This is a genomic window from Nocardia sp. JMUB6875, from assembly GCF_041154655.1.
GTDB lineage: Bacteria > Actinomycetota > Actinomycetes > Mycobacteriales > Mycobacteriaceae > Nocardia.
In genome coordinates, this window is sequence record NZ_BAAFGR010000119.1 from 1 (window position 1) to 25,457 (window position 25,457).

Consider the following 25,457-nt stretch of genomic DNA (forward strand, 5'->3'; position numbering starts at 1 on the left):
ATGACTTCCTTGAGCCAGTTGTTCAGGCGTCCGGTGGAGATGCGCTTGTCCCAGGAATCCAGGGCGGTTTCCATGGCGGGGACGAGCTTTTGGACGGCGCGGCCGGTGTGGGCGGAGATGTTGACGCGCTGGGCCCAGCGCACCTGGACCATTTCGCGGTCGATCTCGCGTTCCAGCATCTCGCGGCGGTCCTCGTCGACCAGATCCCACTTGTTGTAGGCGATGACGAGGGCGCGGCCGGTCTCCTCGACCATGGAGATGACGCGCAGGTCCTGCTCGGTGATCGGCTCGGAGGCGTCGATGAGCATGACCGCGACCTCTGCCGCCTCGATGGCGCCCTTGGTGCGCAGCGAGGCGTAGAACTCGTGGCCGGAGGCATTGCTCACCTTGCGGCGCAGGCCCGCGGTGTCCACGAAACGCCAAGGCTTGCCGCCCAATTCGACCAGCGAGTCGACCGGGTCGACGGTGGTGCCCGCGACATTGTGGACCACCGAGCGCTCCTCGCCCGCCAGCCGGTTGATCAGCGAGGACTTGCCGACATTCGGCTTGCCGACCAGCGCCACGCGGCGCGGCCCGCCGGTGAGACCCGTTCCCTCGCGCGGAGTTTCGGGCATCACCTCCAGGATCTTGTCCAGCAGATCACCGGTGCCGCGGCCGTGCGCGGCCGAGACCAGGTGCGGCTCACCAAGACCCATCGACCACAGCTCGGCGGCGTCGGCCTCCAGCTTCTGGTTGTCGACCTTGTTGGCGACCAGGATGACCGGGGTCTTGCTGCGGCGCAGCGTCTTCGCGACCGCCTCGTCGGCGGACGTGGCGCCGGTGGTGACGTCCACGACCACCACGATCGCGTCGGCGGTGCGCATGGCGACCTCGGCCTGGCGGGCCACCGACTGCTGCAGGCCCTTGGCGTCGGGCTCCCAACCACCGGTGTCCTGCACCATGAATCGCCGCCCGGCCCAGCTGGCCTCGTACGAGATGCGGTCGCGGGTGACGCCGGGAATGTCCTCGACGACGGCCTCGCGGCGACCCAGAATGCGGTTCACCAGGGTCGATTTGCCGACATTCGGGCGGCCCACGATGGCCACCGTCGGGAGCGGAATGTGTTCGGCGTCCTGCTCGCCCTCGAATTCGGCGATGTCCCAATCGGTTTCGTCCGACCAGATGCCATCACCGGCGAAGGTGTCCTGGGTCACTGCGTGCCTCCCGCCGAAATCCGTTCGGCCACGACGCGATACAGCTCGTCGATGACCTCGTCCTTGTTCAGATCGCTGGTGTCGACCAGCACGGCGTCCTCGGCGGGACGCAGCGGCGACACCTTGCGGGTCGAGTCCAGGTTGTCGCGGCGCTGCACATCCGCGAGCACGGCCTGGTAATCGTCGCCGCGGCCCTCGGCGATGTTCTGCGCGTTGCGGCGGAAGGCCCGCGCCTCGGCCGAGGCGGTGAGGTAGATCTTCACATCCGCCTCGGGCAGCACGACCGTGCCGATATCGCGGCCCTCGACCACGATCCGGCCCGCCGCCGCGGTGATCTCGCGCTGCAGGGCGACGAGCTGCTCACGCACCTCGGGCACCGCCGACACCGCGGACACGGCCTTGGTCACCTCGTTGCCGCGGATCTCGTTCGACACATCCTCACCGTCGAGCAGGATGACCTCCCGGCTCGGATCGTTGCCGATGGTCAGCGGCAGTTCCTTGACCGCCACCGCGATCGCGGCGGGGTCGTCGAGGTCCACGCCGTTGCGCAGCACGCGCAGGGTCGCGACCCGGTACATCGCCCCGGTGTCCAGGTAGCTGGCCTCGAGCCGGGTCGCCAGCTGGCGCGACACGCTCGACTTGCCGGTGCCCGACGGGCCGTCCATGGCCACGACCAGTTGCGCCGATCCGGTCAGCGCGCCGGCCGCGTCGATCAGACTTCCCACACCGTTCACAACGACACCGCCTCGTAGAGCTTCCCGATTTCGTCCCGGCCCAGCACACGCAGCGTGCCCGGCCGCTGATCGCCCAGCGCGACCGGTCCAATGTGGGTGCGCACCAGCGCCGTCACCGGGTGGCCGACCTCGGCCAGCAGGCGGCGCACGATGTGCTTGCGGCCCTCGTGCAGGACCACCTTCACCAGCGACTTGCCCTGGCCGACCTCGAGCACCTGGAAGCGGTCCACCTTGGCGGGGCCGTCCTCGAGCTCGACGCCGTCCTTGAGCAGCTTGCCGATCTCGCGGTTCTTGACCTCGCCGTTGACCGTGGCCAGGTAGGTCTTCTGCACTTCGAAGGACGGGTGCATGAGCCGGTGCGCCAGATCGCCGTCATTGGTGAGCAGCAGCAGGCCCTCGGTGTCGGCGTCGAGCCGGCCGACATGGAACAGGCGCTGCCCGGCCGCGATTCGCTCGGCGACGATATCGCCGACGCAGGGGCGGCCCATCTCGTCGGACATGGTGGACTGCCAGCCCTTGGGCTTGTTCAGGGCCAGGTACACCTGCTCGTCGCGGACCACCACGCGCACACCGTCGACCCGCACGACCGCGGTCTGCGGATCGATGCGCAGGCCCTGCTCGCGGACGATCTTGCCGTCGACCTCGATGCGGCCGGCGTCGATCATCTCCTCGGCGGCGCGGCGCGAGGCCACACCCGCCTTGGCGAGGACCTTCTGCAGGCGCTCGCCCTCGCCCCAGGGGAGCTTCTTCGGGCCGCGCTCCTCCAGGTCCACGTGCTGGTGACGGGCGGGCTTGGCATTGCTGATCAGCACCGGCTGAACAACCTGCTTGACCGGCTTGACCGACTTCTTCTTGGCCGGAGTATTGGGCGAGGTGTGCGGGGCCAGCGGGCTGCCGCCGCCGATCCGGCCGCGCGAGGCGTTGCGGTCCTGGCCGAAACCGGTACGGCCCTCGCCGAATCCGGTGCGGGCCGCGCCGCCTCGGCTGTCGCCGCGTCCCGCGCCACGGGAATCGGAACCCCAGTCGCCGCGAGACTGATTGCCGCGCGCGGAGTTTCCGTACGAAGAGCCGCCGCGCGAGGACGCGCCACCGCGCGAACCGCCACCGCCCCACTGGTTTTCGCCACGCGACCCGCCGCGCGAAGCACCGCCACGGTTCTCGCCGTAGCCGCCGCGGGAGGAACCGCCACGGTTGTCGCCGTAGCCGCCGCGGGATTCGCCGTACGAACCACGGGAGCCGCCGGAGCGGGAGTCATACGAGCCGCTGCCGCCGCGTCCGTACGAGCCGGAGCCGCCGCGCGAGTCGCGGGAATTGCCGCCCCAGGAGGGCGAGTCGCCGCGGGATCCGCCGCGGGAGTTCGCGGAGCCGCCTCCGCCGTAAGAGCCGCCGCCCCGTGCGGACCGGTTGTCTCCGGTCCGGCCGCGGGCGGCCTGGGAACCGCCCCTGGGCGGTTCGCTGCCACGTTTTCTACGATCCGGTGTGCCATCTCGGCGAGCGGGTGTATTCACGTTGTCCTATTTCAATCATCGGTACCGAGGTCGATATCGGCCTCGGCCGGTTTCTTCAGCCTGGTGTACCGGGGGTCGGTGTCCAGGCTCTCGTTGATCTCGTCGATCAGATCGACGCCCGGGAGCAGCGGGGCCAACGGCGGCAGATCCGCCAGTGACGCAAGTCCGATCCGTTCCAGGAACAGCTCGGTGGTGATGTACAGAGTGCCGTTGGTCTCCGGGTCCGCTCCGGCCTCCGCGATCAGCCCCCGCGCCAGCAGGGTCCTGATCACGCCATCCACGTTCACGCCGCGCACCGCACTCACGCGTGCTCGGGTAACCGGTTGACGGTACGCGATCACCGCCAAGGTTTCCAAAGCGGCGCGTGTGAGCTTCGACCGTGCGCCGTCCAACAGCATACGTTCCACATAGGGAGCGAATTCGGTCCGCGTGTAATACCGCCACCCATCCCCGACGAACCTGAGATCCATCCCACTCCGCCGAGCCGTCAACTCCGCCGACATCTCCCGCAACGCCGTCTCGACCCGCATCGGATGATCCCGCAACGCCGAAGCCAGCAACTCCACCGGCGCCGGCGCATCCACCACAAGCAGCATCGCCTCGAGCGCCGCCCGAAACTCCTCCTCCGAGAGCTCCTCTTCGTCCTCGAACTCCTCCGAATCGACAGCGCCGCCAATCGCCTGCGAGTCGGCCGAAGCCGCGCCCGTTTCATCCGGGTCTGGCGTGGCCGGGCTCGCGCCACGATCTGTCGCGCCGGAATCCCGCGCCACTATGTCGAGCTCGGCAGCATCGGAGTCCAGCGCCGCCTCCTCGGATCCGGGCTGGGCCGAGCTGGATTCAGCGCCGGGGTCGGTTGTCTCTGCCTCGGGGAGCGGGGCGGCGGAGCCTGCGATCTCTGTGACGAGGTCGGTGGCTGTGTGGGCGGACTCGGGGGTATCCGGGGCGGCCGTGCGGGCCGTCGCCGGGGTGCCTGCTCCGGCTGCTTCGGCCTTTGCCGCGGCGGCGGCTTCGGCGATGATGCGCTGGGCGGGAGTGAGTTGGGGTGCGGCCTGGTTGTCGGCGGCCTGGTCGTGCACGTCGTCTCCCAAGTTCTGCACCTCGGTCACCCGTAGTCCTCTTCGATCGTCACTGGTTGGGCGGGTTGGTCTTCGAGCTCGCCGATCCAGCTGATGGAGAGCGGGCCCAGGGGGTCGGGCTGGTCGAACTCGATGGTTTTGCCTCGGTAGAGCTCGAGCAGGGCGAGGAAGCGGGCCACGATCTGGATCGGGAGCTCACAGTCGGCGCAGAGGTCGTGGAAGGTCGTCCAGCCGCCGGCGCCGGCGTTCTTCAGCATTTCCAGGACCAGGGCGGCCTGTTCGGCGATCGAGATCGCGTGGGCGTGGATGTGATCCAGGCCGACCCGCGGTTTCGGTCGCGGCCGGAACACGGTGGCGGCGACGTCGGCGAATTCCGCGGCGTCCACCCCCAGCGTAACCTCCGGCAACAGCTCCAGATACCGCTCCTCCAGCGACACCGCGCGCGGATACCGTTGCAGCGCCGCCGCCTCCAGCTCACCGAGCAGTTCGGCCACCTGCTTGAACGCGCGGTACTGCAGCAGCCGCGCGAACAACAGGTCGCGCGCCTCCAGCAGTTCCAGGTCCTCCTCGTCGGACACCTCGCCCGACGGCAGCAACCGGGCCGCCTTCAAATCCAGGAGAGTGGCCGCGATGAGCAGGAATTCGGTGGTCTGATCGAGGATCTTGTCCGCCCGCAGCCCCTGCTCACCCGACAGACTCGCGGTCAACGCCTTGGTATAGGCGATGAACTCGTCGGTCACCTTGTGCAGCGCGATCTCGGTGACATCCAGCCGCCGCGAACTGATCAGCTGCAGCAACAGGTCGAACGGCCCCTGAAAGTTGGTCAGATTCAGGTGGAATTTGCCGCCTTTGCCCGAATCATCCCCTACCGCAGCCTCGCCCGATCCAGCGATGTCCGCCACAACCGTGGATTCGGGCGACGCGTCGGCGATCTCCTCATCCCCGCCCGCGGCGATGTCGGCCAGGAGCGAAAAGTCCGAATCGTCCGATTGCGTGGCGGCGTCATCCGAAGACACAGCAGCGCCCGGGGACGGCGAATCGTCCCCGGGCAGGTCGAGTTCCGCGTCCGCCGGGTGGTGCGCGGACGCCGAGTCGAGAGAATCGCTCAACGGCCCGACCGCTGGATGACTTCCCGGGCCATGGCCCGATAGGCTTCCGCGCCACCGGATTTGGGCGCCCAGGTGGTGATGGGCTCACCGGCGACGCTGGCGTCGGGGAAGCGGACGGTCCGCGAGATCACCGTGTCGTAGACGAGGTCGCCGAACACCTCGACCACGCGCGTCATGACCTGACGCGAATGCAATAGGCGGGCATCGAACATGGTGACCACGATGCCGTACAGCACCAGCTCGGGATTCAGCCGGTCCCGCACCTTCTCCACGGTGTCGTTGAGCAGGGCCAGCCCGCGCAGCGAGAAGTACTCGCACTCCATCGGAATGATGACGCCGTCGGCGCAGGCCAGGGCATTGACGGTGAGCAGACCCAGCGACGGCTGGCAGTCGATGAGGATGTAGTCGTAGCGGTTGCGCAGCGGCGCGAGCGCACGGCCCAGCGTCTGCTCCCGGCCGACCTCGTTGACGAGCTGGATCTCCGCCGCCGACAGGTCGATATTGGACGGCAGCAGATCCATCCCGTCGACCTTGGTGTTCATCAGCACGTCGTCGACATTCACCTTGCCCGGCCCGACCAGCAGGTTGTGCACGGTGACGTCCAGATCGTGGTGCGCCACACCGAGTCCCGCCGACAATGCGCCCTGCGGATCCAGGTCTACCAGCAGCACCTTGCGCCCGTACTCCGCCAGCGCCGCACCGAGATTGATGGTCGAGGTGGTCTTGCCGACCCCGCCCTTCTGGTTGCACATGGCAACGATCAGCGCGGGTGCGGTGTGATCGGGTTCGGGCGGCATCGGAATCTCGCGCAGCGGCCGCCCGGTCGGCCCGACCTGCTTGGCGTCGTGCACCACATCGGGTGCCTCCCACAGCGTTTGCGCGGCGGTTTCGATCCGCTGGCCCGCACCACCGGTAGTCGTCACGTCCGCTGCTCCTTCGACGTTCCTGCCCTTACCCCGTCCACCGACCTGCCGTGAACGACGCGCCCGGCCGCGTGTGCGTACCGGTCCCTCTTAGACGCTACCGCCTGTTCGCGCAAGACCAACGCTCGGACACGCACTGTAAACCTGCACTTCAGGGACGGTAAGGGCACCCTCGGCCCGCTCTCTTGACTGGTCGGAGGCACTCTCGCGTTGTGGGACAGCAGGTTACGGGGTCACAAGCATGTTCCCAGCAGATCAGGAGAGATACGCCCGAATCCGTCGCAATCGCGCCGAACCGGCGGCCGTTCGCAGGCGGAACCGACACCCCTTCGCCCCTCGCGTCCTCGCCCCATCCCGAACCCGCTCGGATCGCAAGGCGGCGTGACGGATTGGGTATCGATCGGGCGGTCATCACGCATGTCTAGTGTCCCAGACAATGTATTCTCGGATTGCAACGACATCGACGTCGAAGGAACACGATGGCCGAACCGCTGACCACCGCCCTGCCCTCCGAGATTCCCGTCCCACCCGACCACCGTTTCGATATAGGGCCGGTTCGGTATTCGAAGTTCTTCGCGCACAATACGATTCCGATCGAGATGTCGGATGGGGCGATTCTCACCGCCGATATCCTGCGGCCGGGCACCGCCGACGGCCCGACGTCCGAACCGCTGCCCGCGATCGTCAACTTCACGCCGTACAACAAAATGCTCAACCGCCATGTCATGCGGATGAACAAGACGACGCGGCGGCTCGCGGGCCGGGTCCGGGCCTCGGACCGGACCAGAATGACCGCGCGCGACGTGGTGCGCACACCGGCGGGCGGGGTGCTCGAGCCGTTCGCGATCAATCGCACCGCGGTGGCCCGCGGCTACGTCGGCCTCATGGTCGATGTCCGCGGCACCGGAACCTCCACCGGCGCTTGGGATTTCTTCAGCCCGCGCGAGCAGCTGGACAATGTCGAGGTGCTGGCCTGGGTGCGCGAACAGTCCTGGTGCAATGGCGATATCGCGGTCATGGGCCTGTCCTACGGCGCGATCTCGGCATTGCACACCGCCGCGCGCCGGCCGGCGGGGCTCAAGGCCGTCTTCGCCATCGAGGCCGGGGAGAACCCGCCGCGCGAGCTCGGCCTCACCGGCGGCGCGCTCACCCCGGGCATGCTGGTCTGGATCCTGGGGGTCAACGGCGCCAAGTGGATTCCGGCGTTGCCCGGTCTGCTGCGCGCGGGCCTGGCCGGAAAATTCCTGCGGGACCGGCTGACCCACCCCTCGGGCTGGACCGGACACGCCCTGCGCATCGCCCTCGAGGCCGACCATCCCGACGGATACCTCAATGCCATGTGGGCGTCCAAATTGCCGCACCTCGAGCAGATCGAGGTGCCCACCTGGATCCACGGGGGCTGGCACGACGTCTACAACCGATCCAATTTCCGCATGTACGACCGAATCCCGGTCGAGGCCGGCGCCAAACAGGTGCTCGTCGACGATTCCTACCATCTGACCCCCGGTTCCGGTTTCGGCGATCCGGGCAGCCCGCAGGCGCTCGACGAACTGCAGACGGCCTTCTTCGACCGCTGGGTCAAGGGCATCGACAACGGCATCGATCGCTACGGCCCGATCACCCTGCGCCGCCAGGGCGACGGCAAGTGGCTCAGTCACGACCGCTACCCGGCACCCCACGCCCGGGTCCAGCGCCTCTATCTGACCGAGGACCCCACCGGAACCGCGACCCACGCGGGCACCGACGCCGGATTGTCTCCGACACCGACCGGCACCGAGGCCCGGCTGCCGCTGCCGGGCGGGCGGGTCAGCGCCGCCTCCAACAACACCGCCGTCATGACCATGGGCATCAGCGTGCTGCTGGGCGCCGAGCACGGCAATGACGATCGCCGCAACGAGGCGACCGCCGTGACCTTCACCGGCCCGCCGCTGGACACCGACCTGACCCTCACCGGGCCGATGAACCTGCATCTGCGCGCCGAGGCGGACGGCGCCGACGCGTTCTGGTCGGTCACCGTCTGCGATGTGCACCCCGACGGCACGTCGGTGCCGATCACCCGCGGCGCCCTGTTGTCCTCACTGCGGTTCACCGACACCGACGCCAGCTACTACGTCGACGGCGAACTCCTGTTCCCGATGCACCCGCTCACCGCCGACTCCGCCCGGCCCGTGCGACCGGGCCACCCCTTCGACATCGATATCGAGATCAACCCGACCGAGGCGCTCGTGCGCGCCGGGCACCGGCTGCGAATAGCGGTGAGCCACACCAGCTTCCCGCGGCACCTCATCCCGCCGTGGCGCAAGCGCGGAATCACCCGCCAGACGGTTGTTCTCGACCCGGAACACCCGAGTTATCTGAGCTTCCAGTCTTATCGGCAGGAGTGACGACCGATTCGGCCATTCGCAGGCCGACGGCGGTGAACGTGAGGTAGCCCGGATTCCGTGGGTCGAGGATGAGGTACTGGCCCTTGACCTTCCGGCGCTGCGGCAGGCTCAACGCGTGGCGGGGAAAACCGGAGGCGCTGATCGCGACCCGGAGGCGATGACCCGGGTCGATGATCGCCTCGGTCGGATTGATCTCGATGTCGATGTCGAACGGCTCACCCGGCGTCACCGGCAGCACGGATTCGGCGGTGAGCGGATGCGCGGGCACCACCAGTTCGCCATCGACATAGGTACTCTCGGCCTCGTCGACGGCACGCAGGGAGGACAGCAGCGCGCCGCGCGTGATCGGCGCCGAGGCTCCGTCGGGTCCGACGTCGGTCACCGTCACCGACCAGAAGGCGTCGGTGCCGTCGGCCTCGGCCCGCAGGCGCAGGTTCATCGGACCGGACACGATCGCCTCCGAGGCGAACGGCGCGGTGGTGAAGGTGATCGCGGTCGCTTCGGCCACGCGGTCGTCGGAACCGTAGCGGGTGCCGAACAGGGTCGAGATACCCATGGAAATAACCGCGGTGTTATTGGACGCCAGGCTCGGCCGCCGGGCGGGCAAGCGAAGTCGCCTCGGGCGTCGCGGCGGCGAAGACGTCAGCGTGGCACCGGGTCCCAGCGGATCGTTCAGATGGAGCCGATGGAGTTTCGCCTCCGGATGCGGGAACCGGTCGCGGCCGACCCACCCGCCGCCGAGCTGACGCACGGTGATCGGGCCGTAGCGGTCGATGCCGTTGTCGATGCCCTTGGCCCAGCGATCGAACCAGGCGCACTGCAACTCGTCGAGCCGCGCCGGAGCGCCGTCCGCGCCGTGTCCGCAGCCGGGCGTGACATGGTAGCTCTCGTCGACGACCAGCTGTTTGACCCCGGGCGGCATCGGAAGCCGCTCGTACATGCGGAAATTGGATCGGTTGTAGACATCGTGCCAGCCGCCGTGCAACCAGGTGGGCGCCTGAATCCGTTCCAGGCGTGGAAGTCTCGCCGCGTACCCGGGATTGAGGTAGCCGTCGGCGTGTTCGGTGAACGCGATGGCCAGCGCCCGGTTCAGCCAGCTGATCGGTTCGGCGAATCGATCACGCACATACTGCCGCAATGCCCCGGCGGCGCGCAGGCCGCCGACCGCCGGAATCCATTTGAATCCGTTCACGGCCGCGATCCACGCCGCCATTCCGGGCGACGGCACGCCGCCGGTCAGTCCCAGTTCGCGGATGGGATCCTCACCGGCCTCGACGGCGAACACCGCCTCGAGCCCCTCGGGTCGCAGGCCCGCGGCCACCAGCGCGGCGATGGCGTTGTAGGAGATGCCGGTCAGCGCGAGCCGGCCGTCGCACCAGGATTGTTCGCGCACCCAGGCCAGCACCTCGAGATAGTCGCGCTGTTCGTCCTCGCTGAAGAAGTCCCAGCGGCCGGTCGAGCTGCCGGTGCCGCGGACATCGACCATCAGGTAGGCGTAGCCGCGCTCGACCAGGGTCCGGCTCGCCGCGAGCACATCGAACAGGCCGCCCGCGGGGGTGTGCAGCAGGTCCCGGCCCGTGAAGCGGCGACGATCCGACGGCCCGACCCAGCGGCCGATGGCCCGGGGCAACGGGCCGCCGCTGCCCCGGAAGAAGATCTTGTTGTACGGGGTGAAGTTGACGACCACCGGCAGCGGCCCGGAGTCCGGGCCGCTGCGATCACCCGGCCGGGTCAGATCGGCCGAGAGCACGACGCCGTCGCGCATCCGAATCGGGATGTCGGACAACCGGTGCGTGTACCGGTAGAGCTCGGGTCCGATGTCGAATCGCGCATCGGGTGGCAGGGATTGCAACGGCGGGATCGGATCGGCCATGGCGGCGCATACCTCCGGCTTCGCTGTGTCACTTGATATCTGGGAACATAAGCGTTCCGCACAGTGGCGTCCAGCGAGCTCTATGGTGAATCACACTGGTGCGCAACATGTTCCAGATTGCCGATCCCCCTAATACCCCCTACTGAATATTGTTTGCCCCGGCTTCGCCGTGGCGTCCTCGGGTCGCGTCTTCGATCGCAGCCGCGGTACGGACCCGGTTGCTGCCGCCGATCCCGTTGGCTCCGTTGATGATCGGAGCTCGCGAGCCGGTTCCGCCGCATTGTTACCGTGTGGAACCATTCGACCGGTTCGGCGTCAGGAGGCGTGTTCATGAGTGTCGACATCAAGGATTCCGCAGGGGTGGTGCCGCTCCGGCCGGCCCTGCGCGTCGAACCGCTGCGGGCTCCGGTGCTGCCCGACGTCGACCCCTTCTATCAACCCCCGGAGGACCTGGCCGCGCTCGCGCCCGGCACCGTGATTCGGGCGCGTCGGGTCGAGTTGGGCCTGCTCGGGGTGATTCCGCAACGGATCTCCGCCTGGCAGTTGCTCTATCGCACCAACGATGTGCACGGCGAACCGGAAGCCGTGGTGACGACCGTGGCGCAGCCCTCGGATGCCGATCCCGCGGCCCCCAAGCGGCTGGTGTCCTACCAGTGCGCCATCGACGTGGTCGTCGCGCGCGGCCTGCCCTCGTACTGTCTGCGCCAGGGCTCCAATGCCTTCGGCTCGTTCCCGCAGTTCGAGATGGTGATCTTCACCAATGCGCTGGCGCGCGGCTGGACGCTCTCGATTCCGGATCATGTCGGCAGCGACGGCCATTTCGGCGTCCCGCGCGAGCCCGGATACCGCATCCTGGATGGCATTCGGGCCGCCCAGTCCTTCGACCCGCTGCACCTGAGCACGGAAACACCGGTCGCCCTCTGGGGTTACTCGGGCGGCGGCCTGGCCACCACCTGGGCCTGTGAGATGGCCGCGACCTATGCCCCCGAACTCGATATCGTCGGCGCGTCGGCGGGCTCGCCGGTCGGCGATCCGGAAAGCGTCTTCGCCCGAATCAACGGATCGATCTATTCCGGCCTGATCCCGCTGGTCCTGTCCGCCCTGTGCCGCGCGTACCCCGATCTCGACAAGGCCGTGCGCGCCAGCTTCGACCGCACCTTCCTGGACCTCATGGCGCACGCCGAATCCAGCACCATCTTCCCCATCCTCTTCCGCAGCATCCGCCGCAATGTCGACAACCACAGCCGGGTCGGCATGGCCGAACTCCTGCGCGACCCTCAATTCCGCGACATCTTCGAAGAACTCCGCCCCGTCACCGCCGCCCCGGTCTTCCCGATGTTGGTCGTCCAGGCCACCAATGACACCGTGGTGGCCGTCGAGGACATGGACGAGCAGGTCTGGCGCTACCGGCAGGTGGGCACGCCCGTGCAATACATTCGCGACCGCCTGAGCGGCCACGTCTCCCTGGCCCTCATCGCCACGCCCCTGGTGGTCGACTGGCTCTCCGACCGCTTCGCCGGCCGCCCCCTCGACCCCGCGGGACCGAAAACCGTGTGGTCTCTGGCCTTCTCCCCGAATTCGCTGCCGGGCTTCCGCAGCCTGCTGGGTGTGGCCACCCGTGTCCTCACCGGCCGTCCCCTGAACTGACCGTTGCGCCGTCCCCGCGCCCCGAGGCGGGCAGAAACGGTAGGGTTTGGGGGATTTTGGTGGCGCGAGGGGCCGAATGGTGCGTGCGGGCGAGGAATTCGCGGGATATCTGATCGAGCGGCAGCTCGGCGGGGGTGGGATGGGGGAGGTTTTTCTCGCCCGGCATCCGCGACTGCCGCGGTTGGTGGCGCTCAAGCTGCTGGCCCGGGAGTTGGCCTCGCAGGCGGAGACTCGCGCCCGGTTCGAGCGGGAAGCCGAGCTGATCGCGCGGCTGGATCACCCGAATATCGTGACCGTGCACGACCGCGGGGTCGAGGACGGGCGCTTGTGGATCGCCATGCAGTACGTGGACGGCGGGGACGCCTCGACGCTGGATCCGTTCACGCTGCCGCCGAGCGAGGCGGTGCACATCATCGCCGAGACCGCCAAGGCTCTCGACTACGCGCATTCGATGGGCGTCGTGCACCGGGACGTGAAGCCCGCCAATATCCTGCTGACCCAGCCGCCGATGTGGCAGGAGCGGCGGATCCTGTTGACCGACTTCGGAATCGGGCGCCTGCGCGACGATTCGGCGCAGATCACGCGGACCGGGACGCTGGCCGCGACCATCACCTACGCCTCGCCCGAACAGCTGTCGGGCAGCGCGCTCGACCAGCGCTCGGACCAATACTCGCTGGCGTGCACGCTGTTCCGGCTGCTCACCGGGTCGACACCGTTCCAGGCGGAGACGGTCGCCGCGGTCGTCACCGGCCACCTACAGCATCCGGTGCCGAGGCTCAGCGATCGCCGCCCCGAACTGCCCGCCGCCCTCGACGCGGTGGTCGCGCGAGCGCTGTCCAAGCGGCCCGATGCCCGCTACGAGTCGTGCCGGGCGTTCGCCGAGGCCGCGGCGCGGACCTTGTCGGAGGTCGCCGAGTCCACCCTGCCGCCGAGCGCGGGGGCCGGGAATTCGACACGCGTGCTGCACCCCGGCGAGCACGCCTCCGGTGGGCAGGGCGGCGCCACGGCGGTGGTCACTACCCTGCCCGAGGCTCTCACCGAGGCGGACACCTCTCTGCTCGGGTCGAATACCGCAGGCCCCGGGCTCAATCCCGCGGAGCTGGAGCCGAACGCTACGGGGCATGGACCGACCAAAGTGGTCCGGGGGCTGAACACCGCAGGGCAGGGGTCGACCCCGGTCGGGCAGGGGCCGAACGCGTCGGGGCAGGGGCCGAGTACCGCGCGGCACCGGCTCGATACGGCGGCGCGCACCGGTCCCCGCGGCCGCTGGATCGCCGCCGGTGCCGGGACGCTGGCGGTGGTGCTCGCGGTCGCCGCCGGAATCATCTGGACGACACGGCATTCCGATTCGGACCCCGCACCCCCGCGACCCGTGCTCGACACCGGCGCGCAGGCCGCGATCCTGCCCGGCTTCGGCCCGTTCCTGCAGATCGACGCGCAGGGCAGGCGCGTCGCCGCACCGGTCTCGGTGGAGGATCCCGCGAATGACGGCAGGCTGCCGTGCCCCGCGGTGTCCATCGCGGCCGCGGTGCCCCTGTCGGGCGATCGAGACACCGTGGCCCTGGGCAAGAACGTGCTCGCCGCGGTGAATCTGGCCCTGTCCCAATTCCTCCGGGGCGGGAATCGCGCCTGCCCCGTCAAGGTGCTGCCCTTCGACACCGGTGGCGATCAGGCGACCGCGGCGCAGGCCGCCAAGCAGATCGCCGCGGACAAATCCATCGTGGCGGTGATCGGTCCGGCGCTGTCCCCGGAGGTGATGGGCGCGGGCAACACCCTCGACGACGCGGGCCTGCCGTTCCTGACCCCGCTGGCCTCCAATCCGGTTCTTACCCAGCAGGGTTGGTCCGGCTTCTTCCGCGGCCTGGCCAATGACAAGGTGCAGGGCCCGGCGCTGGGCCGCTATCTGGCGACCACCGCGGGCTTCTCCCGGGTCTGCGTGGTGCGCGACAACGGCGACGGCTACGAAGGCGAGTTGACCCCCGCGGTCATTCAAGGGCTGGGTCGCGCGGCGCTGCCGGACTGCCAGGCCAGCTTCGATCGCGGCGGCGATCCCGGCGCGGCCGTCGGCACGGTGGCGGCGGCGAACCCGGACGCGGTGTTCTTCGCGGGCTACTCGCAGGACGCCGCCAACCTGCTGAAGAAGCTCCGAAGCGCCGGTGTCGCAGCGACTTTCGTCCTGGGTGACGGCGCCTATGACCCGGCCTTCCGCAACGCCGCAGGGGCGGCCGCGGCGGGCACGATCGTGGATTGCTCGTGCGGTCCGGCGACGGACGGCTTCCTCACCGACTACAAGTCGAGTGCGGGCCAGGACGCCTCCACGTACGCCGTCGAGGCCTACGACCTGACCGCGATCGTCCTGCGCGGCATCGTCTCCGGACACACCCAGCGCACCGACCTGCGCGACTACCTGCACAAATATCACGCCGACGGCATCGCCCACGCCTACGGCTGGACCGCCACCGGCGAGCCCGCCGATCCGCGTCTCTGGCTGTATCGATTGTCTTAAGGGGCCGGTTCGGGCCGCAGCCGCCGGAGTCCGAGAATCACGAGCAGGCAGCCGACGGCCAGCGCCAGGCCGGTCCAGCCGGGCCGGTTCTCGGTGACGTCCAACGCGCTGCTGTGCGTCGATGTGTTTGCACAGCTGTGGTTTTCGAGCGTGAGCACCGCCGACGGCAACAACAGAATCCCCAGCGGCAGCACGACGCTCGCGGCAATGCGGGTGCGGACCGCGCCGAAGCTGTATCCGGCCAGCGCGGCGACGGCGCAGCTGCCGATGAGCGTCGGCCACGAATCATCCTGCGGGGCAGTGGGACCGAGCAGCGCGAACACTCCCGCCGCGAGCACGCCCGCGCCCGCCGCGAGCGGGGCCGGGCGCAGCAGGCCCGCCGCCAGGCCCAGGCTCATCGCGATCAGCATCGGGGCGAGTTTCCAATGTGCCTGGGCGCCAACGGCAATGGCGCTGCCGATGCCCGCGAGCGCCACGGCCAGCAGGGTGAGGGTGCCGTCGCGCCCCGGTAGCAGCAGTGCGGCGAACACGGTGGCCGCGAGGGTGATAAGGACGGCGGCCGCGATGGCGAGCGGCGCGGCGCCGGGATGCATGAGCCGTTCGGGCACCACGGTGATGGTGGTGATCACCACGGCCGCGGCCAGCACCGGCCCGAACGGGAGATTCAGCGTGGTCGGATAGACGTCGACCGGTCGCCGCCGACTCAGCCAGCAGATGGCCAGCAATCCCACCGTGGGCACGGTCAGCCAGGTCGGCGGCAGATCGTTGAAGGCCCGTTCGACCAGTGTCCGGCCCTCGTGCGCGCTTCCCGAGAACTCGAGGTGATCGCCGATCGCCAGCCCGCTCAATGCCCCGAACAGGTATCCGATTGCGGGCGGCCGATATTCGAGCGCCCCGGCCCCGGCCGCCCCGAGCAGCACGCCCGCCGACAGTGAATCGACGAAGTTGGCGGTGGACAGGCTCGCGGGCGTCGCCGTCACCAGCAGGTGGTCCCCGGCCAGGAGAAGCGCGGTGACGGTGGCGGTGGCCCACGCCACGCGCGGCCCGAACATGCTCACGCAGACTGCGGCGAGCACCGCGACGACCGCGCCCGCGGCGGTGGCGCGCGGCACCGTGATGGTCAGCAGGGTCATCTGCAGCGCCGAGGACTCCACGGGTCCGCAGCCGGTGTCGACGGGCACGATCAGCGCCAGGCACGCGACCGCGGCGGCGGCGCTCGCGGCGACGGTGTCGAGGACCTGACGAGGTGGCTGCACGGGCTCCCTGGGTCGAAGCTACAAGTCAGTTACCGTTCAGTCACCGTAACAGTGGGCGCGAAAGCCCCTCACCAGGCATGACGGCGGGTTGCCCATTCGGCCGCGAAATCCCGGAAGCGCCGCACGGCCTCCGACGGTGTCGCCGCCGCCGACCAGATCAGGCCGACATCGCGCGAGGCCCCCGCATCGGCCAGCGGCACCACCGCGATGCCCGGCGGCATCGATTCCTCCACCGGCACCAGTCCGACCCCGAGCCCGGCCGCCACCAGTCCGCAGACCGTCACCAGGTCACTGGATTCGAAGGCGATGCGCGGCCGGATCCCCGCCGCCGCGCAGAGTTCGTCGAAGAGGCGGCGCATGCCGAAACCCGGGTGCATGGCAATGAATTCGGTCTCGGCCAGCTCGGCCAGCCGGATCTGCCGTTGCCCCGCCAGCCGGTGATCGGCCGGAACCGCCAGCGCCAGACGCTGATTCAACAATGTGTGCCAGCCGATCCCGGGCTCGCTGGGCCGCGGCGACACCAGCCCCAGATCGGCCTCCCCGTCGAGCACCTGCCGGGTGATCACCTCCGCCGCGCCCTGGAACAACGTGAAATCGATACGGCCGGAACTGCGCCGGAATTCCCCGATCAGCTGCGGCGCCAGCCCGCTGCCGAAGGAGTGCAGGAACGACAGCCGCACCACACCCTTGGCCGGATTGACCCGATCAGCGACGGCCTGCTCACCCGCGCGCAGTTCGGCGCGGGCGCGGCGGGCGTGCTCGTAGTAGAGGCGGCCGTAGTCATTGAGCCGGATGCGCTTGCCGTGCCGATCGAACAGCGGCACCCCGAGTCGGCGCTCGAGCCGGGCGAGCATGCGCGAGAGCGTGGGCTGCGCGAGGTGCAGCCGGTCGGCGGCGACGCTGACGTTCTCGGTTTCGGCGAGTGTCGTGAACCACTCCAGATCCGCGCCGAGCACGCCGCCTCCTCACTTTATGCCGTCTCCGCATTAGCGTCTCAATCATCATGCATTTCCGTTCTAAACGCCAGCGTCGCACCCTGGATCTCGCACATCCGCAGCAGACAGCTTCGAGAGGAACCGATGACCAGCGTTCAGGGGCTCGCCGCACTCGATCGGCCGTCGGCCAGCCATGAGAAGCGAGTCACCACCGCCCTTTTCGCGGCCGGACTGACCACCTTCGCCGCCATGTACAGCACCCAGTCGCTGCTGCCGAGCCTGTCGGCCGCCTTCGATGTGCCGCCCGCGCACGCGGCCCTGGCCGTCTCGCTGACCACGGGTTTCCTTGCGCTGGCGATCATTCCGGCGGGGGTGCTGTCGGCGCGGATCGGGCGGACCAAGGTCATGATCGGCTCGGCGGTGCTGGCCTCGGCCCTGGGTCTGCTGCTGCCGCTGGCGCCGAGCCTGGACCTGCTGCTCGGGCTGCGGGCGGTGCAGGGAATCGCGCTGGCCGGGGTGCCCGCGGTGGCCATGGCGTATCTGGCCGAGGAGGTCGGCGCGGCCGGACTGGGCGCGGCCATGGGCGTGTACATCGCGGGGACGACGATCGGCGGACTGGCGGGCCGGTTGATTCCGTCGATCGCCCTGGGCGTGAGCTCGTGGCGGTGGGCGGAGGTGGCGGTCTCGGTCGCGGCGGCGCTGTGCACCGTGTGGTTCGCCCGCACGCTGCCGCCCTCGCGCGGATTCGCCCCGCGCCCGGGCGGATTCGGCACACTGCTCGGCGATCTCGGGCGGCAGCTGCGCCATCGCGGACTGCTCTCGCTGTTCGGCCTGGCCTTCCTGCTGATGGGCAGCTTCGTCTCGGTCTACAACTACCTGGGCTACCGGCTCACCCACCGGCCGTTCGAATTGCCCGCGGCCCTGGCCGGTTCGGTGTTCGTGCTGTATCTCGCGGGCACCGTCGCCTCCGCCTACGCGGGCCGGCTCGCCGATCGCCGCGGACACCATCGCATCCTGGTCGCGTCGCTGTCGCTGATGGTCCTCGGCGCGCTCGTCACCATCCCGGACCATCTGGGCACGGTGCTGATCGGGATCCTGCTGTTCACCACCGGGTTCTTCGGCGCGCACACGGTGGCCAGCGCGTGGGTGGGCACGCTGGCCGAAAACCGCGGTGCCGCATCGTCGCTCTACATGTTCGCGTACTACCTGGGCAGCGCGGTGATCGGCAGCGGTGCGGGGATCGCGTACGCGGCGGGCGGCTGGATCGGGTTGGTGGCCTGCGTCTGCGCGCTGTTCGGATTGGCCGCGATCCTGGTGAGCGCCTTGGCGGTCGCCGGCCGCTCGGCCCCGACGGTCGCGGGGACCGGCCGGGCCGAGCCCGGTTCCGCGGGCACCCCGCCGTAGACGAAGGCCACGCTCGCCGCGCCGAGAATGAGCACCATGGCACCGGCCGCAAGGGTGGAACGCAATACTTCGGCCATGGCAACTCCTCGGTGAAAACCGCGCCACCGCACGATCTTTCGTACGCCACGAGGTTGCGAGAAGAAGGTCCCCGACCATTGCCGCGTCCGTTCCGGTGGCTGCCCCTCCAGGGTGGCCCGACGCGATCCCGCAGGTCAAGGCGACATGCGCGGGTTATCGCAGTGTTTACGCAGGCTTGATCAGCGCCCGCCGAGAGAATCGATGAAGACCTGGTAACCATCCAGCAGCCGGGCCAGGGCGAAGCTGAAATCGGCTTCCTCCCAGTGCATGTCGTCATCGTCGAAGGCGCGATTGGACAGGGCGCTGGTGACCGCGGGGAACTTCTCGGGGTCCAGCACCTCCCCGAGAATGCCGCTGTAGTCGATGTCCTCCTTGGCCTGCTGGATGGTGTCGCGCAGGAATCGGGTGCGGCCCATGACGTAGATCGAAAGATTCAGCAGCAGTTGAAGTTTGAGCGGCTCCGGGATGTTCAGACCGGACATCGCGGTCAAGCCCGCCTCGAGCCACGCCATGTTGTTGGGGCCGAGCGGGGGAGAGGTGGTGGGGATGTCGAGCCACCAGTCGTGGGCGCGGATGGCGCGGAATTCGGCCCAGGCCCAGGCTTCCAGCGCCGCCCGCCAGTCGCCCTCGGGTAGCTCCGGGTGGATGTCGAAGATGCGGTCGTGCAGCAGTTCGACCAGCGTGTCCTTGCTGTCGACGTACCGGTAGAGCGACATGGTGGTGAAGCCGAGCTCCTTGGCGACCCGTGCCATCGAGAGCGCGCCGTAGCCCTCCGCGTCGGCGATCGCGATCGCGGTGTCGAGTATCTGCTCCAGGCTCAGCCCGCGTTTGGGCCCGCGAGTGCCCGCGTTGTCCAGATTCCAGAGCAGCTTCACCGACTTGGGTAGGACGCGCACGTCCGGCCGCTTCATCTGACCTCCTGTCGTCGTTCGCTTCTATCTTGCGCCATCGCCAAAACTGTGTAGCCTATAAACAGAGTGTATGGCATAAACAGTTTGGAACCAGCCAGTCCGATCCAGGGGGAACCCATGACCACATCCACGCCCGGCCTCGCCATCGAGGTCAGCAGGCTCACCAAATCCTTCGGCGACCAAGCAGTGCTGCGCGGCATCGACGCCGCCGTCCCCGCCGGCACCGTGTTCTCCCTGCTCGGGCCGAACGGCGCGGGCAAGACCACCATGGTCCGCATCCTCACCACGCTGAACCGGCCCGATGGGGGAGCGGTGCGGGTCGGCGGCCGCGATCCGGTGCGGGAGCCGGACGCGGTGCGCGCCCTCATCGGCGTCACCGGCCAGTTCGCCGCGGTCGACGAGGTGCTGACCGGCGCCGAGAACCTGCGGCTGATGGGGCGGCTACTCCATCTGGGCTCGCGGGAAACCGCCGGTCGCACAGCGCGATTGCTGGAGCAGTTCGAGCTCACCGACGCCGCGGGCAAGCGGGCGGGCGCCTACTCCGGGGGTATGCGCCGCCGCCTCGACCTCGCCATGAGCCTGATGGGTCAGCCGCGCATCGTGTTCCTGGACGAGCCCACCACCGGCCTGGATCCGCGCAGCCGCCGCGAGCTCTGGCGGGTGATCCGGGGGCTGGTCGCCGATGGCGTCACCATCTTCCTCACCACCCAATACCTGGAGGAGGCCGACCAATTGGCCGACCGCATAGCGGTTCTCGACGGCGGCCGCATCGTCGCCGAGGGCAGTGCGCAGGAGCTGAAGCGACTGGTGCCCGGTGGCCACATCCGGATCGGATTCGCCGAGGAGAACGGCCTGGCCGCCGCGGCCCGCGCGGTCCCGATGGCCGAGGTGGATCCCGAACAGCTGGCCCTGCGGGTCCCCTCGGACGGCAGCGTCGGCGATATCCGCAAGCTGCTCGACCATTTCGACGACCACGCCGTGGCCATCGACCAATTGTCCATTCACACACCGGATCTCGACGACGTCTTCTTCGCCCTGACGGGCGCCACCGTGAAAGAGGCTGTGCGATGAGCACTCTCACCCATGCCGCCCAGGACTCGGTCTCCATGGTCGGCCGCAATCTGCGCCACACCCTGCGCAGCCCGGACACGATGATCATGACCTTCGCGATCCCGGTGACCATCCTGCTCATGTTCGTCTACGTCTTCGGCGGCGCGATGAATGTGGGCGGCTCCTACATCGACTACGTGGTGCCCGGAATCTTGTTGCTGTGCGCGGGTTTCGGCTCCGGCGGCACCGCGGTGGCGGTGGCCACCGATATGCACACCGGCATCATCGACCGCTTCCGGGCCATGGCCGTCTCGCGGACCGCGGTGCTCACCGGGCACGTGGTGGAGAGCGTGCTGCGCAATCTGCTCACCACCGGCCTGGTGATCCTGGTCGCGGTCGCCATCGGCTTCCGCCCGACCTCGGATCCGCTGCGCTGGCTCGCGCTGGCGGGCATGATCTCCTGCTTCGTGCTCGCGCTGTCCTGGCTGGCGGCGGCGCTCGGTCTGCTGGTCGGAAATCCGGAGGCGGCCAACGGTTTCATGTTCATCTTCATGTTCCTGCCCTACGTGAGCAGCGCCTTCGTGCCGGTGCACACGCTGCCGAGCTGGCTACGCGGTTTCGCCGAGCATCAGCCGGTCACCTCGATCGCCGAGACGGTGCGGGGCCTGCTCATGAACACCCCGGTGGGGGAGTCCGCGCCGACCGCCCTGGCCTGGTGTGCCGGAATCGCCCTGGCGGGCTACCTGTTCGCCGCCCTGCTGCTCCGCCGCAGCAACGCTTGACATATCAATACGCCGATATGCGCATTAGGGCATGAAAGTCCGTGATGTCGGATTCCGGCGCATCTCACGGTCTTTCAGCCCGCCGGGACGGCAGTGAGTCCCGGCGGTTGCCATTTGCCGTCGAGTGCCTCCCGGGTGGGGGCGTACAGCCGCAGGGTCAGGGAGAACCGGCCCGCGGCCGGGATGGGCAGCCAATTGCCCTTCGGCACAGCCGGTCCCGGATCGGCGTGCTGGATGGCGAGCTCGACCGAACCGTCCGGTCCGGGTACCACCGGCACGGCATGACCGACCGAATAGATGTCGGCGTCGTTCTCGACCAGGTAGCTGTCGGCGGTGTAGGCGGTCAGCGACCAGAACGCGTCGGCGGGCGGCAGCTGCCCGGCGGGGAACTTCAGCCGGAACCGGCGCGGGATGCCGTGGTCGTCGGCGTCCTCGGCGATAGTGGGGTACAGCGCGTCTCGCGCGCGGGTCGCGCCCAGCGCGGTGTAGGCGACATTGGCCCGCAGCGGATAGTCGATGCCGTAGGTACCGAGATTGGTGGCGAACTTCCAGCCGTTGAGATCCTTGCCCTCCGGATCCTTGTAGGTGACGATCCGGTGCTGGGCGTCCTTGACGGCCGCGGCCAGCAGATCGGCGGGCTGGGCGTCGACGGTGCCGCCGGGTGTGACGCCGATGGCGGCGATCCGCGCCATCATCGGATCGTCCGCGGGCGCGGCCGGATTCACCGCCAGTACCGCGCACATGCGGTCGAAGAAGGTCTTGGCGTCCATGGCCGCCACCTGATCCGGCGGCGCGTCGCCCCGCGGTCGGGGGAGGCTGTCGGTGGGTGCGGGCTTGCCCGCGATCCAATCGCCGAGCGGCATCAGCTTCAACTGCTGCTGCAGCGTGTGCACCGCGGGCAGATCGTCCTCGCCGTTGACCTGGATGCGGCCGATGAGCCACGCGGTCGGGGTCGGCACCGGTAGTGGCGTGAGGCCCTCGGGCAGGGTGCCCGACCAGTTCGGGCCGGTGATGGCATAGGCGAACGGCGGCCCCGAGCGGTGGTCGGCCAGTTGCGGATCGGCGCTGCTGGGATCCTGCACGGTATTCGACCAGGCGTCCATGATCTGCATGAGCCAGTACCGGCCGCCGGGCATGGCGGGCACCTGCAACACCATGGGTTCGGGTCCGAGGTCGAGCCAGGCGCTGGAGTAGAGGGTGTCCAGATTCATCCGCACCACCGAGCGCGCGCTGCTGGTGGGCAGATCCTGGGCGTGCAGAAAGCGATTCGACCCGCCGGCGGCGACGCGGGTGACGTCCATCAGAACCAGCGGATAGCCGAAGACGTAGGCGTCGGCGGCAATCGCCTCGGGGTCGTCGGGATTCGCCGTCGTGGTGGCCTGCCCGCCCGAGGCGGTCGATCGCGAGCAGCCGGGCAGGCTCAGCGCCGCCAGCGCCGTCACCCCCAGTCCGAGCAGGGTCCTGCGATCGAGCCGATGGTCGAACCCGTTGTCGCGCACACGCATTCCCTTCGCCGCGGAGATCGTGGAGATCGAGGAGGAGCGGGAGGATCGTGCCGAGCTGTTCGAGCGGACGAGCAGTCATTTTATGCCGCAGAGGAAATCGGCCATCCTAGGTCGAAGCCCGCGAGTCGCGCCGGAGAAAGCCGGATGAATGTTGGGTTTCGCACACTTCCTACCAAGCAAGCGCTTGGGGTTGATAACGTCGGTGGCGCAGGAGGACGGTGACGGGCATCTGTCGCAACGCAGCGACGTCCGTACGCTGATCAGGACCGCGCGTGCGCGGCCGTCGGAGCTATCAATGGGGATGTGACCCGGGGGCAATTCAATTCGGCTCGGCGTTGATTCGAAAATCCGGGTATCCGGAAGGGGAAGCGCCGGAGTGTCGTTGCGTGCCGCCCGTCCCCGGCAAAGCAACCGACAGGAATGGCTCATGACCGAAACCAAGGTAATCCCCGACCCGAACCACCCGCTGCTGCCGCTGGCCCGGGCCTACACCGACTACTTCACCCCGACGGTCACCGGCGTGGAGAATCTGCCCGTGTCCGGACCGGCGCTGGTCATCGGCAATCACTCGTCCATCTACTGGGCGCCCGAGGTGTGGATCACCTTCATGGCGATGCTCGAGCACCGCCCCGACGAGCCCACCTATGGTGTGGCGCACGACATTCTCTTGCGCGCACCGATTCTCGGCGACAGCCTGCGCCAGTTCGGCGTGATTCCGGCCTCGCGCGAGTCCGCGGCCAAGGGCCTCAAGGACGGCGGCGCGGTCATGGTGTATCCCGGGGGCGACTGGGAGGCGTGCCGCCCGTGGACCGATCGCGGCAAGATCGACTTCGCCGAGCGCAAGGGCTTCATCCGCCTCGCCCTGGAACTGGGCGTGCCGGTGATCCCGGCGGTCGCCAACGGCGGCCACGACTCCATCTTCGTGCTCAGCCGCGGCGAGCGCACCGCGCGCCTGCTGCAACTGGACAAGCTGGTGCGCGCCAAGGTGTTTCCCTACACCGTGGGCCTGCCCTTCGGCGTCGCCCCGATCCTGCCGCAGCTGCCGCTGCCGGCCTCGGTGACCGTCAGCTTCCTGCCCGCCCTGGACTGGTCCACCCAGCCGGGCGATCCGGAGGACGACGGACTCGTCGACGAGTTCTACACCCGGACCGTCGACACCATGCAGGCCGAGCTGGACCGGCTGCGCGAAGAGACCCCGAACCCGGTGGCGACGGGCATCAAGAAGCATGTGGCCGGGCTGCCCGGGCCGCTGAAGGGGCTGGCCGATCTGTTGTAGCCGCCGTTCCGCTATAGGGGGACAGCGGTTTTCGTCGGAGAAGCCATCGAGGATGCCATGCGCGGAGGGCGCCGCGCGTGGCATCCTTGTTTTCGTTCACCTGTTCGTGCTCGACGATGCTGGCGGGTAACGCTTTACGGTCGGCCGCCGCCCGTTATACACTTTCTTCAGGTCAAGCCCTACTCGTCGCATTCGCTGAACACTAACGAATTTCGGGATATCCCCAATTCGCGCCGAGCGGATCCCCTTGGCGCGCAAGATCATCGATCGCACGCCTTGCGGAGGTACCGATGAGCACCGCCACGATCACCGTGTCGCCTTTGGATCGCAGCGCCATGCGGGCGCGCGTCGAAGCGGCCCTCTACGAATTCCTCAGTGGCAAAGCGGAATCCGCGGCCGCCGCCGGACTGCCCGCGGATGTGGTGGACGCCGTGCGCTCGTTCCTGTTCGCCGGGGGCAAGCGCATCCGCCCGCTGTTCTGCGTGCTCGGCTGGTACGCGGGCGGCGGCGTCGGACTACCCGAGGAGGTGGTGCGGGTGGCCGCCGCGGTGGAGTTGTTCCACGCCGCGGTGCTGATTCACGACGACATCATCGACGACAGCGACACCCGCCGGGATCAGCCCACCGTGCATCGCGCCGTGGCCGACCGCCACCGCAGTGCCCGGGACCGCGGCGCGGCCGGCCGCTTCGGCACCCACGCCGCGCTGCTGATCGGCGATTTCGGGCTGGTGTGGTCGCAGGAATTACTACACGCCGCGGGTCTATCGGAGGCTCAAACCGCCGCTGCCGCACCGGTTCTCGACGCCATGCGCACCGAGGTCCACTACGGCCAGTACCTCGACCTGCTCACCACCGGACGCCCCACCCGCGATCTCGACCAGGCGCTCGAGATCATCCGCTACAAGACCGCCGCCTACACCGTGGTGCGCCCGCTCCAATTGGGCGCCGCGCTGGCCGGGGCCGGACCCGAAGTGGCACAGGCGCTTTCGGATTTCGGCGGCCCGCTCGGCGAGGCCTTCCAGCTCCAGGACGACCTGCTCGGCATCTTCGGCGATCCGGCCCGCACCGGCAAATCCACCCTCGACGACCTGCGCGAGGGCAAACACACCGTCCTGCTCGCCCTGGCGCTGCGCTACGCCGACCCCCGGCAGCACGCCCAGCTCGACGCCCTGATCGGCAATCCGCGCCTGGACGCCCGCGGCGCCGCTGTCTGCCGCCAGATCCTCGCCGCCACCGCCCGCCCCAAGGTCGAGCGCATGATCCGCGACCGCTGGCTGCTGTCCCAGCGCACCCTGGCCCGCGCCCCC

The 25,457-nt window shown here is 68.9% G+C and carries 19 protein-coding genes; 8 read left to right on the forward strand and 11 right to left on the reverse strand.

Features of this window, described 5'->3' with window-relative positions:
- The 6 genes from der to ACAM49_RS26930 form a co-directional block, all read right to left on the reverse strand.
- Positions 1 to 1,193 (reverse strand): ribosome biogenesis GTPase Der (gene der, locus ACAM49_RS26905; protein WP_369638340.1); only part of this gene is annotated, 1,193 nt, incomplete at its 3' end.
- Positions 1,190 to 1,858, reverse strand: a complete 669-nt coding sequence (cmk, locus tag ACAM49_RS26910; RefSeq protein ID WP_369638355.1) for a (d)CMP kinase — start codon at positions 1,856 to 1,858, stop codon at positions 1,190 to 1,192. The genes der and cmk, both read right to left, overlap by 4 nt.
- Positions 1,859 to 1,923: 65 nt before the next feature.
- Positions 1,924 to 3,435: a pseudouridine synthase gene (locus tag ACAM49_RS26915; protein ID WP_369638341.1), complete on the reverse strand. Its 1,512-nt coding sequence runs from the start codon at positions 3,433 to 3,435 to the stop codon at positions 1,924 to 1,926.
- An 11-nt stretch (positions 3,436 to 3,446) separates the two neighbouring features.
- A complete protein-coding gene (scpB, locus tag ACAM49_RS26920; protein WP_369638356.1) occupies positions 3,447 to 4,112 on the reverse strand; it encodes an SMC-Scp complex subunit ScpB in 666 nt (221 codons plus the stop codon).
- A gap of 425 nt (positions 4,113 to 4,537) precedes the next feature.
- Entirely contained in the window at positions 4,538 to 5,404 is an 867-nt protein-coding gene (locus ACAM49_RS26925) for a ScpA family protein (RefSeq protein WP_369638357.1), read from the reverse strand.
- A gap of 212 nt (positions 5,405 to 5,616) precedes the next feature.
- Positions 5,617 to 6,513, reverse strand: coding sequence for a ParA family protein (locus ACAM49_RS26930; RefSeq protein WP_369638358.1), 897 nt, complete (start codon positions 6,511 to 6,513; stop codon positions 5,617 to 5,619).
- Between the two features lie 509 nt (positions 6,514 to 7,022).
- On the opposite strand from ACAM49_RS26930, the gene ACAM49_RS26935 reads away from it, so the two are divergent.
- Positions 7,023 to 8,927 (forward strand): CocE/NonD family hydrolase, encoded by a 1,905-nt coding sequence (locus ACAM49_RS26935; RefSeq protein ID WP_369638342.1) that lies wholly within the window; start codon positions 7,023 to 7,025, stop codon positions 8,925 to 8,927.
- On the opposite strand, the gene ACAM49_RS26940 is transcribed toward ACAM49_RS26935, so the two are convergent.
- A complete protein-coding gene (locus ACAM49_RS26940) occupies positions 8,854 to 10,800 on the reverse strand; it encodes a CocE/NonD family hydrolase (protein ID WP_369638343.1) in 1,947 nt (648 codons plus the stop codon). The genes ACAM49_RS26935 and ACAM49_RS26940 overlap by 74 nt on opposite strands.
- A gap of 330 nt (positions 10,801 to 11,130) precedes the next feature.
- On the opposite strand from ACAM49_RS26940, the gene ACAM49_RS26945 reads away from it, so the two are divergent.
- On the forward strand, positions 11,131 to 12,447 hold the full coding sequence (locus tag ACAM49_RS26945; RefSeq protein WP_369638344.1) for a lipase family protein: 1,317 nt from the start codon (positions 11,131 to 11,133) through the stop codon (positions 12,445 to 12,447).
- Positions 12,448 to 12,523: 76 nt separating this feature from the next.
- Positions 12,524 to 14,953 carry a bifunctional serine/threonine-protein kinase/ABC transporter substrate-binding protein gene (locus ACAM49_RS26950; RefSeq protein WP_369638345.1) on the forward strand — a complete coding sequence of 810 codons (2,430 nt, stop codon included), beginning with the start codon at positions 12,524 to 12,526 and terminating at the stop codon, positions 14,951 to 14,953.
- Here the strand turns inward: ACAM49_RS26950 and ACAM49_RS26955 are convergent.
- Both ACAM49_RS26955 and ACAM49_RS26960 read right to left on the reverse strand, forming a co-directional pair.
- Entirely contained in the window at positions 14,950 to 16,209 is a 1,260-nt protein-coding gene (locus tag ACAM49_RS26955) for a hypothetical protein (RefSeq protein ID WP_369638346.1), read from the reverse strand. The genes ACAM49_RS26950 and ACAM49_RS26955 overlap by 4 nt on opposite strands.
- Before the next feature lie 68 nt (positions 16,210 to 16,277).
- A complete protein-coding gene (locus ACAM49_RS26960; RefSeq protein ID WP_369638347.1) occupies positions 16,278 to 17,165 on the reverse strand; it encodes a LysR family transcriptional regulator in 888 nt (295 codons plus the stop codon).
- 123 nt (positions 17,166 to 17,288) lie between these two features.
- On the opposite strand from ACAM49_RS26960, the gene ACAM49_RS26965 reads away from it, so the two are divergent.
- Positions 17,289 to 18,548 carry an MFS transporter gene (locus ACAM49_RS26965; protein WP_369638348.1) on the forward strand — a complete coding sequence of 420 codons (1,260 nt, stop codon included), beginning with the start codon at positions 17,289 to 17,291 and terminating at the stop codon, positions 18,546 to 18,548.
- Positions 18,549 to 18,805: 257 nt separating this feature from the next.
- On the opposite strand, the gene ACAM49_RS26970 is transcribed toward ACAM49_RS26965, so the two are convergent.
- The gene (locus ACAM49_RS26970; protein ID WP_369638349.1) at positions 18,806 to 19,537 is read right to left on the reverse strand and encodes a TetR/AcrR family transcriptional regulator; all 732 of its coding nucleotides are present in this window, start codon (positions 19,535 to 19,537) and stop codon (positions 18,806 to 18,808) included.
- A gap of 117 nt (positions 19,538 to 19,654) precedes the next feature.
- Between ACAM49_RS26970 and ACAM49_RS26975 the strand changes: the two genes are divergently transcribed.
- Positions 19,655 to 20,608 (forward strand): ATP-binding cassette domain-containing protein, encoded by a 954-nt coding sequence (locus ACAM49_RS26975; protein WP_369638350.1) that lies wholly within the window; start codon positions 19,655 to 19,657, stop codon positions 20,606 to 20,608.
- Positions 20,605 to 21,369: an ABC transporter permease gene (locus ACAM49_RS26980; protein WP_369638351.1), complete on the forward strand. Its 765-nt coding sequence runs from the start codon at positions 20,605 to 20,607 to the stop codon at positions 21,367 to 21,369. Before ACAM49_RS26975 ends, ACAM49_RS26980 begins: the two co-directional genes overlap by 4 nt.
- A gap of 74 nt (positions 21,370 to 21,443) precedes the next feature.
- On the opposite strand, the gene ACAM49_RS26985 is transcribed toward ACAM49_RS26980, so the two are convergent.
- Positions 21,444 to 22,868, reverse strand: coding sequence for a DUF1254 domain-containing protein (locus ACAM49_RS26985; protein WP_369638352.1), 1,425 nt, complete (start codon positions 22,866 to 22,868; stop codon positions 21,444 to 21,446).
- A 433-nt stretch (positions 22,869 to 23,301) separates the two neighbouring features.
- Here ACAM49_RS26985 and ACAM49_RS26990 point away from each other — a divergent pair, with 433 nt between their 5' ends.
- On the forward strand, positions 23,302 to 24,150 hold the full coding sequence (locus ACAM49_RS26990) for a lysophospholipid acyltransferase family protein (protein ID WP_369638353.1): 849 nt from the start codon (positions 23,302 to 23,304) through the stop codon (positions 24,148 to 24,150).
- A 290-nt stretch (positions 24,151 to 24,440) separates the two neighbouring features.
- A partial coding sequence (locus tag ACAM49_RS26995; protein ID WP_369638354.1) for a polyprenyl synthetase family protein occupies positions 24,441 to 25,457 on the forward strand: 1,017 nt, incomplete at its 3' end.

What these genes read in the sequence shown, in the direction of transcription:
- ACAM49_RS26935 (WP_369638342.1), top strand. Translation starts at nt 7,023, where the DNA reads ATGGCCGAACCGCTGACCACCGCCCTGCCCTCCGAGATTCCCGTCCCA.
- ACAM49_RS26950 (WP_369638345.1), top strand. Translation starts at nt 12,524, where the DNA reads ATGGTGCGTGCGGGCGAGGAATTCGCGGGATATCTGATCGAGCGGCAG.
- ACAM49_RS26965 (WP_369638348.1), top strand. Translation starts at nt 17,289, where the DNA reads ATGACCAGCGTTCAGGGGCTCGCCGCACTCGATCGGCCGTCGGCCAGC.
- ACAM49_RS26975 (WP_369638350.1), top strand. Translation starts at nt 19,655, where the DNA reads ATGACCACATCCACGCCCGGCCTCGCCATCGAGGTCAGCAGGCTCACC.
- ACAM49_RS26990 (WP_369638353.1), top strand. Translation starts at nt 23,302, where the DNA reads ATGACCGAAACCAAGGTAATCCCCGACCCGAACCACCCGCTGCTGCCG.
- ACAM49_RS26980 (WP_369638351.1), top strand. Translation starts at nt 20,605, where the DNA reads ATGAGCACTCTCACCCATGCCGCCCAGGACTCGGTCTCCATGGTCGGC.
- cmk (WP_369638355.1), bottom strand. Translation starts at nt 1,858, where the DNA reads ATGGACGGCCCGTCGGGCACCGGCAAGTCGAGCGTGTCGCGCCAGCTG.
- ACAM49_RS26940 (WP_369638343.1), bottom strand. Translation starts at nt 10,800, where the DNA reads ATGGCCGATCCGATCCCGCCGTTGCAATCCCTGCCACCCGATGCGCGA.
- ACAM49_RS26945 (WP_369638344.1), top strand. Translation starts at nt 11,131, where the DNA reads ATGAGTGTCGACATCAAGGATTCCGCAGGGGTGGTGCCGCTCCGGCCG.
- ACAM49_RS26970 (WP_369638349.1), bottom strand. Translation starts at nt 19,537, where the DNA reads ATGAAGCGGCCGGACGTGCGCGTCCTACCCAAGTCGGTGAAGCTGCTC.